General features: G+C 46.7%; 8 protein-coding genes. All 8 read right to left on the bottom strand.

Going from position 1 to position 13,192, the window contains the following annotated elements; genetic code table 11:
- Positions 1 to 116 precede the first annotated feature (116 nt).
- Positions 117 to 1,235, bottom strand: coding sequence for a response regulator (locus A8708_RS12350; RefSeq protein WP_239696651.1), 1,119 nt, complete (start codon positions 1,233 to 1,235; stop codon positions 117 to 119).
- Positions 1,222 to 4,335, bottom strand: a complete 3,114-nt coding sequence (locus tag A8708_RS12345; RefSeq protein WP_338044193.1) for a hybrid sensor histidine kinase/response regulator — start codon at positions 4,333 to 4,335, stop codon at positions 1,222 to 1,224. The genes A8708_RS12350 and A8708_RS12345 overlap by 14 nt, the downstream gene beginning before the upstream one ends.
- 147 nt (positions 4,336 to 4,482) lie before the next feature.
- Positions 4,483 to 6,633 (bottom strand): MMPL family transporter, encoded by a 2,151-nt coding sequence (locus tag A8708_RS12340; RefSeq protein WP_068663773.1) that lies wholly within the window; start codon positions 6,631 to 6,633, stop codon positions 4,483 to 4,485.
- 14 nt (positions 6,634 to 6,647) lie between these two features.
- On the bottom strand, positions 6,648 to 7,802 hold the full coding sequence (locus tag A8708_RS12335; RefSeq protein WP_068663772.1) for an NAD(P)/FAD-dependent oxidoreductase: 1,155 nt from the start codon (positions 7,800 to 7,802) through the stop codon (positions 6,648 to 6,650).
- Complete coding sequence (locus tag A8708_RS12330) at positions 7,802 to 8,518, bottom strand: methyltransferase domain-containing protein (protein WP_068663771.1); 717 nt, start codon at positions 8,516 to 8,518, stop codon at positions 7,802 to 7,804. Before A8708_RS12330 ends, A8708_RS12335 begins: the two co-directional genes overlap by 1 nt.
- The gene (locus A8708_RS12325; protein WP_068663770.1) at positions 8,511 to 9,656 is read right to left on the bottom strand and encodes a type III polyketide synthase; all 1,146 of its coding nucleotides are present in this window, start codon (positions 9,654 to 9,656) and stop codon (positions 8,511 to 8,513) included. The genes A8708_RS12330 and A8708_RS12325 overlap by 8 nt, the downstream gene beginning before the upstream one ends.
- A gap of 243 nt (positions 9,657 to 9,899) precedes the next feature.
- Positions 9,900 to 11,741: a glycosyltransferase gene (locus A8708_RS36440; RefSeq protein WP_157264732.1), complete on the bottom strand. Its 1,842-nt coding sequence runs from the start codon at positions 11,739 to 11,741 to the stop codon at positions 9,900 to 9,902.
- A gap of 98 nt (positions 11,742 to 11,839) precedes the next feature.
- On the bottom strand, positions 11,840 to 13,147 hold the full coding sequence (locus A8708_RS12315; protein ID WP_068663769.1) for an RCC1 domain-containing protein: 1,308 nt from the start codon (positions 13,145 to 13,147) through the stop codon (positions 11,840 to 11,842).
- Positions 13,148 to 13,192: the final 45 nt, after the last annotated feature.

The raw sequence follows: 13,192 nt of genomic DNA, 5'->3' as shown, positions 1-13,192 counted from the left end.
GTCGGCTATGTACTTCCGCCACCTCGCGGTGTACTGGAGACTTTCACTCCTTAGTCGTTGCGCTGCCAAGCGCACAAAAGACGGAAGGCGCCTCAACGTCCTCCGTCTTTTCCCATCTATTCCAAGTAGGCAGTTACCCTAGCACTCATTTCCGCAGGAGGCTCCAATCCAAGTTCTTTCATGTATAACGTTTTGAAACCTGAATAGTGCTTAGCGATTCGTTCCTTTTTTCCACTTATTGCATAGATATCAATAAGCAATTGATGCATCTCTTCATTAAGTGGATACAAGGTCAAATACGTATCCATCTTTTGCTCAGCTTGGCTCCAAGACTGCTCGAGCATATCGCGCCTAACCATTTGACGTACGAACGATGTATATTGCTTACTGTAATTTTCTTCTAGTTGCGTTTTCCATAGATAATCTTTCCGATCTAACAGAGGGCCGCGATAGAGAGATAATAAACGTTCGCCGCGCGCCCTATCTTGTATACCATCTAGTGAAGCTGGATCAGTCATCTGGAATTCTATTAGATCGTACGTCATACCAAGCGGATCTATCATATAGCCGTCATTCGTTTTGAGAATATCCATCCCGATTTCGTGTTCTTTCAATAACTTTTTCAAGCGGTAAATCGTGTTGTGTAAATTATGCGAAGCGCGGTCTTCCAGCATGTCCGGCCATAGCATATCAGCAAGATGCCATTTGTTCATTTCTTGTGCAGGATTACATAGAAAATAGGCGAATAGTTCCTCGGTCTTCTTCGTCGGCCAACGGACAAGTGCACCTTCCGGATTACGAACCTCCAAACTGCCAAAGCACTTAATCACAGACTGCCGTGCCTTCGGCTGGATAGGCTCTATCGGCTGTTCCAGCTTCATTATACGACTCGTAATACGTTCGATGGCAGAAGGTGTGACTGGCTTCAGAATATAGTCAAAAGCGTAGACTTTAAAAGCCTCTAACGCATACTCTTTGTAAGCAGTCGTAAAAATAATTTTCGTCTGATCTGTCATGTCATTCATTCGTTGCGCGAGTTCGAGACCATTCATTTTGGGCATCTCCACATCAAGAAATGCAAGATCTGGCTTCAGTTCGGCCATTGACGCCAGCGCCTCATGGGGATTCGTGTAAGCCCCGATGATGGTATAATGCGGATTGCGCCCGATCAGCACCTTCATTAGTTCAAGAATTGGTTTTTCATCTTCAACAATGACAACCTTAAACAAGTTCATCCCACCTTTCCACTAAGACATCCTGATCTTTACCACTAATTGGCAAATACATCGTTACCTTCGTACCGCGCCCTATCTCTGAAGTAATCATGAATGTAGCCCCCGGGATCGTGTCCAACCGTTTGCGTATATTAGCAATGGCAATACCACCGCTCCCTCGTTCGCCGCTAGCCATCCGATAGAGAAGATCATCGGGAATACCGATGCCATTATCGTGTACCGTCACCTGCATGTAGCCGTCACCTTCTTGAATCGTCAGCGTAACCGTACCGTACTCATCCTTCTCGAAGAAACCGTGTCGAATCGCGTTCTCCACAAACGGCTGGATGCAGAGCGAGGGAATAGGGAGATGTTTCAAACTTTCGTCCACATAACAAATAAATTCAAACCGTTCTCCATATCGCGCCTTCTCAATCTCGACATAGGCATCAATCAAATCTAGCTCCCGATGAAGACTAACGAATAAATCATTCCGGTCCATATCCAGAATATAGCGCAGGAATTGGCTTAACTTGGACAATAAATAAGCAGCCTTCTCTCCATCCGTATAACAAAATGAAATCACACTGCTCAGCGCATTATAAAGAAAATGTGGCTTAATCTGCGCTTGATGGAAAGCAAGCTCGCTTCGAATCGCTTCTTGGATCGAGGTTTTCATCGCTATCAACGTCTGAATTCTCGCGATTAACGTCTCGGCTTCGAACGGCTTCGTAACATAATCATTAGCTCCCGCATGGAAGCCAAGAGCGATATCTTGCGAAGAGTCCTTGACTGTCGCGAAAAGAATCGGCAAATCGAGAATCGAATGCTGCGCGCGCAATTCACGACAGAGCTCAATTCCTGAGACGCCCGGCATCATCACATCCAAAATAACGAGGTCTACTTGCGAGTTTTCCCCCATTTTAACCAGCGCTTCTTTGGCTGAAAAGGCGGTAATCACATTGTATCTATGTCTTCTCAGTATATTGAGCAGCGTATAGATATTGGAAGCCTCATCATCCACGACGAGTACTGTATGCGTATGCTCCTCTAGAATATCTAAGGATTCAGAGTTATTCCCATGTCTTTGTTGGTTGAAATCAATGAGCGATCGTTCTGGATTCACAGGCATGTAATCAATTGCCGTGGGAAGCTTAAATGCCATGCGTGTTCCCAGTCCAACCTCAGACCAGTCAATCCAGATGTCTCCACCCATTCTCTCCACAAGCTTTCGGCTAATATACAAACCAACGCCCATCCCCGTGTAGCCATCCTCAGGCAAAACATGCTCTTGCTGCTCGAAATACTCGAAAACTTTGGCATATTGATCAGATGGAATCCCCGTCCCTGTATCTTCAACGGCAATATGGATGTCGTCTTCGACTGGGCTTGCAGTGACACGAATACTACCATTTTCTGTGTGCTTCATCGCATTGTGAACTAAATTGTACATAATTTGACGCAACCGATTCTCATCTGCTTGTACCCACATATTAGCTGGTACTTGGTTATCGAGTCGTACCGCTTTTCCAGCCAGTTCAAACTGTAGAACATCGAATACAATTTGCGTCACTGCCCTCACATCTACAACCGTCATCAACAATCGCAGCTCACCATGCTTCAAGCGAGTGACATCAATAAGATCTTGCATAAGCATGGAAAGCTTCACCGAAGTATCCTTGACTAGCCACAAATTCTGCTTCTGCCTAGGGGACAAATTATGTTCATCATCGTCTAGCAGCGATGACGTAATATTCATGATGCCATGCAGAGGCGTCTTGATTTCATGCGAGGTGTGCATCAGAAACTCATCCTTCAACTGATTGGATACCGTGAGTCGATGAGTTAAAAGCTCTGTATTCTCATAGGCATTCGTTAATCGTACGGCTAACAAGAGGTTCATTAATGTAATGAAACCAATAATTCCAACTTTATGCCAAAGATCCGAAGATAGTGCATTTTCTGAATATAAAACCCCATTCACTAAAGAGACCATCAAAGAGATCATAGCTACAATGAATAAGCCAAGCTCTTTCCGTTCATACGTCCCCTTCTTACTCGTGAAGAAAAGATAGAGCATTCTACTGAAAATCAACACGGGTACGAAAGCTATATATAGAAAGAATAGATTTCTTATTTCGTTATACATGGCATACGGCAAGAAAACAATTGCTGCTAAAATCCCAATGACTGGAGCAATTAACAGATTTATTTTCGGGCGAGAAATGAGCTTGGGGTGGATGGAACAAAAAAATAACAAGCTTAAAATTGCACTGACGAATTCAAAGACATCCAGCAGCTTATACGTCATCTCAAATGGAATTTGTGGCAGCAGCTGTTGAAAAATTTTCTCGCCGTATAGAAATTGGACACCAGCTGTCGAGAAGAGGTATAACCCACTGAGCAAATATGTTTTCTCACGACTGCGCAAGAAATACAGGCTGAGATGATACGCTCCGAACATAACAAGCAACATAATGATCGCAAGATCGCCGCCAAGTACTAAGCTGTTCAACTTCGCAATATCCCCATGCGAGCCAAATTGAATGGCATTGACAATGCCACCCGTCGTATATTCATAGTTAGCCACTTGCAGAATAATTTCAAATTCCTTCGAGTTTACATGAAAAAATGTGCTATAGGGTGTATTCCCTGGTATATTAGTTTCCTTGGTTATACCGGGAAATCCACTTCCACCTTCTACTTTCCCATCTATATAAAGCCGATGCGACATCCGAATGCTGCGAATTTTCATACCGTAGATATCTTCTGTCTCATTCACAAGTACTTTCAGACGGTACGTTCCGTAGCCTTTACTGCTCATACTGCTTTCGTTCATATTTCCTTTCCATATTCCTGGCACGTTTAAATACGTAACATTCTTTCGAACCCCTACTTGAAAATCGGCAGGTTCCAACAGCTCCCCTTTATAGAATTCCCACTCTCCATCCAAGGAAATGACGCCATGCTTATTGAAATCATAGTCGCGTAAATCCATGACCCCCTGCTTCGCTGTCTCCTTATTTTGAGTAGGAATCATCAGTGAATAAATCGCAATAAACAAAAGAATAGAAACCGAGAAAACCAGCCCGATTCCAATGATTTTTCGAGTGCTCCTCACCTCGGGCCCCCTCTCTTCGAATGTCTGATACATGTCATTCTATCATTTCATACTCACAAAAAACTCACAAGTCCAAGTTTGTATCACAAAAAAAAGAACCTAATTAATGGGAAACAGCACACTTAGATAGCCAATAGGCAAGCTTTCTTAAGTACGCGTTCTCCCCCCACTAGGTCCCCACCAATTCCACTCCCCGAGAATAACCATTAACGCTGGCACAAGAATCAATCTAATAACCGTCGCATCGATAAAAATAGCCGCTGCAATGCCCAGCCCTAGTTGTTTTACGCCGACAACATCACCGAAAGCAAACGGCAATGTGACCGCGATCATAATTGCTGCTGCGGAGTTGATAATCTTACTTATAGACCCTAAACCGACTAGCACTGAACGCTGATTATCATGTGTACGCTGATATTCCTCATAGATGCGCGATACTAAGAAAACGCCATAATCCATGGAGATCCCGAACGCTAGTCCAAAGATAAACACTGGAATCATAATAGCGATTCTACTCGGTTCTAAGCCGAAATGCCCCGCTTCAAATAGCCAAGCTAGAATTCCGAATGAAGCGCCTAAGCTGAGGAGGTTCATGAGGATTGTCTTTAAGGGGATGAGAATGGAACGGAACGCAATAAATAAAACCACATAGTTCGAAATGAGGATAAACAGCAGGGAATATATTAAATTGTCAAAGATGTCATCGAAAATCTCCTGCTGATACTTCGCCTCACCGCCAAGAAGGAATGGGAGAGTTCCAGATTCCCCTTCTATTTCCCAACGTCTCACCCAATCCATAACAGGCTGTGAAGAGGGTTCCCCTTGTAATTGAACCTGAACGAGCATGTCATTCTTATGGACAAAAGCGTGTAAGATCTCTTCATAATTTCCTTGTGCGTTGGGATTTCGCGAAATAGCATAGAGTTGTTCATAAGGCATTCGCAACCTCGAGTAAATTGAATCTACGCTTTCAACAAGCGGATCTCTCTCTATTCTTTGCACGAGTAGGGAAGCATTTTTCCATTCACTTTGGGTTAATTGCGTTGCTTTTCCTGTAACAACCAAATGAACGACTGTACTATTTTTCGTGCCAAAATGTGTTTCATACGTCTCGAATGCTGCGCGGGATTCATACCCTTTGGGCAAGGATGTTGCATCAGGGATAGCTAGTGTCATCTTCTTTAAGGGTAAGAAACAACACATTAGGATACAAGCAGCAAGCAGACTCATTTGAACAGGTTTTCTCATCACAAAATGGGCCATGGCAAACCACCAACCGTTCGCACCTTTCGTTGCAGAAAGCGGTCTCCGTTCAGCTCGAATAGCTGGCCACCACAGCGTTAGAAGCGCCGGCACCAGCGTCAATGTCAGCATGACAGAAACGGCTAACACGGTCATTGCTCCTAAGGCAATGGTCGAGAATATAGGAAGCGGTATGAACAATATGCCCATGAGACCTAAAAAAACACTAAGTGCCGAGAATAGGACAGCTCTTCCAGCTGTTGTCATCGTCGTTAGGATGGCTTGTCCAACAGGACGCACATGAATTTCCTCACGAAATCGACTGACCATCATCAAGGCAAAATCGATACTAAGCGCCAGTCCTACCATCGGGATTACATTCAGTACAAAGTTAGATAAATCAATGCGTGTTCCGATTCCATACATGATACCCATCGTACTCGTAACGCCGAAAATACCAACGATGATAGGAATCAGCGAAGACGTCATGCCGCCAAAGGCCAGCCACAGAATCAAAAATGCCACTGGGATGCCTAGGCTTTCCGCTTTTCTCAAATCACGTTGGCTAGCTCGGTTTACATCTTCTTGTACAACTGACTTGCCTGTCAATGACACTTTCATTTCTCGGTGATGGGGTAATCGTGTCTGAATTTCCTGCAAGACGGGTCCCATCTCATGTGGACTTTGCTCGAATTCAAGCAGCGCATAGGCGTAATTCCCTTGAATCATCCCTGCTACTTCTAGCGGAGATATGACCTCTCTTAACCCTTGCATACCATGTAAGGATAATAAATCCAGCTGCAAGTACCGCTCGAATTGGCGTGGCTCCAGCTTGCCCTCTATCTCAAAGACGAGAATGACAGGATTCGCTGGCCTATGAAAATGAGAAGCGAGTGCCTGTTCCACCTTGGCATAGGACCCATCCGAAATTAATCCATGGTCGTTTAATACAGCTGGCAGCTTGGGAGCGTACCATCCAAAATAGAGAAAGAATAAGACCCAGAACACCACGATGGTTTTGGGATAACGAAGGGATATCAACGCAAGTTTACGCAAGAATGTCCCTCCCTTTAATACTCAGTTTCTTTCAGTCTAGTTGCTTGCACTAATCGTTGGGCCAATCCAGGCGTGTATGTAGCTGCAGCAAGCATAACACTGGGTAAATAAGGAACCGTTAACATCCCCTGCAACCGCTGTCCCCACTTCAATGGCCCCTTAAATTCCCGCTGTATCGCCGCAGTATAGTCCCGCTCCCATTCCGCCAGGCTGATCTGCCCTTTGAGATATCGCGACGCGAGTGGCGCACATAACACAGCCGAACGGAGCGCCATTGACATGCCATCACCGCACAATGGCGGCAACATCATGGCAGCGTCTCCTAGTCGGGGGAACATATCCCATGGAACAGGTTTGCGTGTTAACTTAACGGGAGCAACAGCCGCTTGTGTTCCTAGAACAGGTTGTGCGCCAGATAAGCGCTCCGATAGTTTACGATGTCTAGCACATGCTGCCTCGATCAATCCCAGAATGGATTTGTCCCCCTGCTGAAAAGCCTCTCGCTCCAGTAGTGCTGCCACATTCACCTGCCCACCTTCAATCGGTGATAGACCGAGGTACCCGCCTTCAAAGAAATAAAGCTCAACAACGCCATTCATGGTCACCCCGTTATAATGGGATTTCACACCTAGATGTCCGACTTTGTTCGGTATGCCATCTCGCTGCGTATGACTTTGCAGACCCGAAACAGGCGTCGTTGCACCACAGGCTGCAATAACGGCTCGCACCTGATATTCATGAACCTCACCTCTTTGCCTCGTCGATATGAAATATCCCTGCTCAAGAGGTTTCACAGCTAGTACCGTTGTTTCAGTCTGCAACTGAACGCCTGCGCGCAATGCCGCATGGTGAAGCGTGGCGTCCAGCTGGTAGCGACTAATCCCCCAAGCCGTTCCAGGAAGTGCAATCTCTAGTGACTTACCCCGACTTAGCGTCAAGCTTGTCCGATGAATTCTACTTGGTTTTAACGCAGATATAGCTTCACGCAGTCCCAGTTTTCTGAACATCGTGAGGGTTTCAGGGGATAGGAATTCCCCACATACCTTATGCCTTGGAAATGCTTTACGATCGAACAGCACCGTATCCCAGCCATGATCTGCCAACGATTTGGCCATCACACTACCTGCGATACCTGCACCAATAACGGCAACATCATAGCTATGAGTCATCATGTCTGCTCCCTTTTCGCAATCACAACGGCATATCGGAACAACGGTCTCCATGAAACGAACATATCAGAGATTCCCAGAGATTTACGAAGGGCTTTCCAATCCCCCGCACGGAAGCCTTTCGCTACCGATAGCGGCCCATCATTCCGAATATAGCGATTCCGCGAGATGATGTGAGCCGTGACCCAGACAGCCCCCCAGGCCAGCCAATGCCGATGGATATCATTAATGACAACGCCTATTCGGGATGCTTTCAACATGCAGCCTACAACCTGAGGAAGCTCATTATTGGTAAAATGGTGCACAAATTGTGTGCCTGTCGTGATATCGACGCCATTTTCGGGAAGCTGAAATAAACTGCTTCGCATCACGCTGACACGCGGCTCACTGCGAAACAATTCCCTTGCCTCCGCACAAGCTTCCTCGGTGATATCGACCAATGTAATGGTAAGTGCTACCCCATGTTTATCGGCCCAACGCAGGAGACGGCGATTCACATCGCCGGAACCAGATCCAACATCCAGAATGGTTAACGTCTTCGGTTTGCCAGCTTGCAGCCATAAATGATTTAAGCCGAACAGGGTAGGGCCTGCAGCACCAAAAATACGATTCAGCATACGCAAATGTTGCAACGCTTGCCGAAGTTCAGAACCTCCCGACGAGAAGTCATCCATTAATTCATGCTGCACGGCTCTTTGTTTGATCCCCTTAAACATAAGTTATATCTAATTGCATGTCCTGAATGGTGGCCACGCCACAATAGGTGAATTGAATCATTTCACACGTAAGTCCAGGTCCGAAAGCGAGTGATAGACCACTTGTCCGTCCTGCTCCGCGGTGCGCTAGTTCCTGCCTCATTTCATCAAATACGAATAGGATGGTAGCCGAGGACATATTGCCATAATTACGCAGTACCGTGCGGCTCGGCCGCGTTTCTTCCGAGGTTAATGCATAAACCTCCTCCAGAGCGTCAATAATCCCTTTCCCCCCGGGATGAATTGCCCATAGTTCCGGTTTCGGCCCGCCATTAAGCAGATGCGCTGCTTGTTCAGGGATCCAGGTTCCAATTAACTTAGGGATATTGGGAGATAGATAGAGATCAAAGCCGTGATTCCCTACCTCCCATTTCATTTCATCCCCACAATCTTGTAGAAGAATCGAATGATCATTTCCTAATTGAAAAATGGGGTTTTGGTTATCACTTGCGACACCTACCACACAGGACGAAGCGCCATCTCCGAAAAAAGAGGCTCCGAATAAAGCCTCACGGTCACTTGAAGGTTGAATATGAAGCGTACACAATTCCACGCAGACGACTAGGACTTTGGCCGACGGTTGACTAGCAGCAATGTGACGAGACAAACACACTGCCTTCAATCCAGCAGCACAGCCAAGGAAATTGAAAGGGATCCGATTGACATGAGGAGCTAGTCCTAACTGCTGCGTCAATACGGCATCTAGTCCTGGCAGGAACTGTCCTGTACAGCTTACAGTGATCAGATGTGTGATGTCAGACACGTTGACTTTGGCATCACGCAGCGCATTCCCTGCTGCTTGCAAGGCTAAGGGCACCGACTCGCGCTTGTACGTAGCCATGCGATCGGACGTCGTGGGTGCTTGATGATTGGATTGTGAAAAGTACCGACAATGCTCCGCTGTTTCCAACAAGTTCGGTTCGCAGGTATATCTCGTTTCGACGCCGCACTGCTTGAAAATTTTCTTAGCCCAACGGGCAGAGTTGGGGTTGTCGCGCAAAGCTTCTGTTAAGCGATGTGAAGTATCCGCTTGATCTAGACGAAATTCAGGCACAGCGGTGCCTATTCCCAAAATAGCAATAACGTGATTTTCTTTCATGGTCTATGCTCATCCCCTTGGCTCAATCAATTTCTTGGTTGGACATGCAGGTTACTTTCCATATATGTATTCAAGAAATGTGGCTTATATGAGAGGAATTTCCATAAAGAGGCTAGCTTGGCTAGGTGCGCTATGCAAAAAAAAGACTACCTCGCAATCGATTCCTCGAACGCATGCAAGGTAGCCCTTTTACATTCAAATTTCTGCCCCAGACCGCGCGTGTCATTCGTGCTGCCAGACGTGTCATGTCGTGCTCGCGGAAGACACAATGCCCAAGCCTTGAAAAAAGGCTCGATTGCTTAGGATTCTACTGTCTTGAGGAATAAAGGTGGCAGCAATCTCGTTGTGGTGGTTAGCTCGTTCATTTTGTCCCAGCTTATTATAACAGACGCTAAGCTGAATATGCGGCAGCCAGGTCCAGCAGGCATGCTGCAACAAGGCTTGCGGATGCAGTGGTTTCTCCAGCGAAGCGGCCATTTGGTACCAATACGCAGCACTGACATAATCGCTTTCTTCCATATGATAATAACCCAGCCTGCAGCAGTTCTCCGCTCTTGGCAACTGGTAAGCGAATGCTAACAGCGCCTTCGCCTTCGCTTCCGTCAGGTTACCCAGCTTATGCAAGCAGTCGGCAGCGCGACCGCAGGCATTGATAATGTCTTCGATCCAGCCGTCCTTCAGTTCCAGGAACTGTTCGTACTTACGTAAGGAGCGCGCCCATTGCTGATGGTCGAATAGTTCATTAGCATAATAATACAAATCGCGGGAAGAGAACTTCTTCCCTTCTTTTTCCTTTTTTTCATAGAGATGCAGATTACGGGAAGTTTGAGTATGCTTGCGATCATGCGTTACGCATACATCGGCGTATTCGATCGCTCCAAACACTTCAAGATACTCGTGTACGACACCAATCCAGCGAAAACCTCTTTCTCGCTTAACCAGCCTGTTTCTGCGCAAACTGACCGTGACATGGCCGAATTCGTCGAAGGCGAGGTTGTATACCATCGAAACAGCATCTGTTTGCCATGGCAATGATTGCTTCAGGGCAAGGAATTTGTCAGCATCCCCAGGCAATAAGATATCATCGGCGTCAAGCCATAAAATATACTCCTTCTTAGCCTTCTGGAAGGCAAAATTTCGCGCTGCGGAAAAATCATCAATCCATTCAAAATCATAAATGCGATCCGTAAATTGACGAGCGATCTCTTTGGTTCGATCCTTGGAACCCGTATCGATAATAATGATCTCATCAACGCATCCCTGTACACTGGATAGACAGCGTTCTAACGTCTCTTCCTCATTTTTGACAATCATGCACAAGCTGACCGTAACAGCCCACTTCCAACTGTGCAAAGCCAATGTAATATCCAATCCCCATTTTTCAAACGATTTTCGGCTATTTATGCTAATTCGTTCATAATACAATGAAGGATCGTCAGCATATTTCCCGTATTTCCGCTCGTAGCGCACAAAGCAGTCCTCGGCAATAAAAAGCTCGTACCCTTCTTGCAAAGCACGGTAGCAGTAATCGTCATCCTCGTAAGTTTCTTCTTCGAATCTTTCGTCAAACCCGCCCAACTGGTCGAAGGCGCTTTTACGGAGCATCACAAGATGGCTTAGCACGCGAGTTACACGTTTGCTCCGGTTTTCGCGCATAATGCCAATACTCTCGGAGTAGGACTGCAACACTCGCGGGTTTTCGCTGATAATTGGCGTGTTTTGCACGCCGCTAATACCGCTGCTAACAGGGCCGACCATAGCCGCAAGCTTATGCCACGCCATGCAGTCGTTCAGCCGACCAAGCCATCCATCCGTAACGTACATATAATCGCGCATGCATACAAGATGAGGTGATGAAGCAGCAGCAACGCCTATATTATAAGCTGCCGCAACGCTGATTCCAGGCTTGCAGAACACGACAGTAACATTTCTATTCTGCGCTAGCCATTGAGACATTCGCAGAGAGTCTTCCTCCACCACAACGATTAAATGGTAAGGGTGCTCTGTAGTAGAGAGACGAAGGTTGAGGATGCATTCTTGCATAGCTTCAAAATGCTGAGCCAGCAGAACGATGTCCGTTATCATACCAAATCACGCTCCGAGTTGTTATTCGACATAGTCTTGTTCCTACATGTAAGAAAAGCTGCAGTCGCAGCAAGTGCAAACCGCAGCTTCTTTTCTGATTAATTCTCCCTGGACGCTTTTAAATTCAATCCATCCATTCCTTGCGGATAAAGCTGCAGTTTCTTCTCCTGATTTCCTAATTGACCGAATATGTTGGAGCCCCATGTGTAATACATGCCGTTGATTCCGAGTGCTCCGCTAGCATAGAAGCCTGCGGAGATTTGACTTGCGGCAATACCAGGAACCTGTACAGGACTATTTTGATGGCTAGGCGTTCCATTGCCAAGCTGCCCATAGCTGTTCGAGCCCCACGCCCACACCGTACCGTCTTCCTTCAGCGCCATGCTATACCATTCTCCAGCAGAAATCGAGGCCACTTGAGCGAGTCCAGCAACCTGAACGGGAGTAGCTTGTCCTTTATTCGTCTTATCGCCAAGCTCGCCATATTCGTTATGCCCCCAAGCCCACACCGTGCCATCGTTCAACAAAGCGAGCGAATGATCATACCCGGCACTGACCGCTTTCACCCCATGAATACCGCCAATCTCGAAGGGGCGGTTGCGGGAGCTTGTCGTACCATCGCCCAGTTGTCCTTGGGCGTTAGCGCCCCAGGCCCACACCGTGCCGTCTTTTGTTACCGCAAGATTATGCCATCCCGCAGCTGATATGGACATCACATCGTTCAGACCTTGAACCTGAATGGGAACGGGTTGCCGAGTAGTCGTGCCATCCCCTAGCTCGCCATATACATTAGACCCCCAAGCCCATACTGTGCCATCCTTTTTCAACGCTAAAGTGTACGACTCTCCAGAAGAAATTGCTGTAATATCGTTAAGTGTAGACACTTGTTCCGCCGTCTGACGGGATACCGTTGTACCGTCGCCCAACTGCCCGAAACGATTGTCGCCCCATGTCCAAACCGTACCATCTTTTTTCAAAACCACATTGCTAGTACCTGCAAAAGCATCGACAACATCATGATCCATACCAGCAAGCAGCTTCGGCGTGTGATACGAGTTTTTAGCTTGAAGCTGGACAGAACCCCAGGCCCAAAGCGCTCCACGATCGTCAATTGCTATGCTCTGTCCAAAGCCCATGCGAATACGGGGCTCTTCCGTTCCATAAACCGAATAGGTTACTGCCGTTACACTAGAAATAGTTGTCGGCAATGTGCCATATACCGCGGATTGAACATCATTCACATATTCACCTTTTGAATCAATCAGGATACGCGTTGGTGCTTCGGATGCCAATTGTTCGGTAACGTCAATTGCCTGAATTGCATTCCCATACGTATTGGCCGAGGTCATGAGTAAACAAGTAGCTATCGTGGTGCGGATCCATATCTTGGTTCGCTTTTTGTGCATTGCATCTTCCCCCCATCTGTCCTGAGCTTCTTGCCGTTCAGAACC

This window comes from Paenibacillus oryzisoli, from assembly GCF_001653565.1.
GTDB lineage: Bacteria > Bacillota > Bacilli > Paenibacillales > NBRC-103111 > Paenibacillus_E > Paenibacillus_E oryzisoli.
This window is presented reverse-complemented; position numbering and strand designations above follow the sequence as displayed.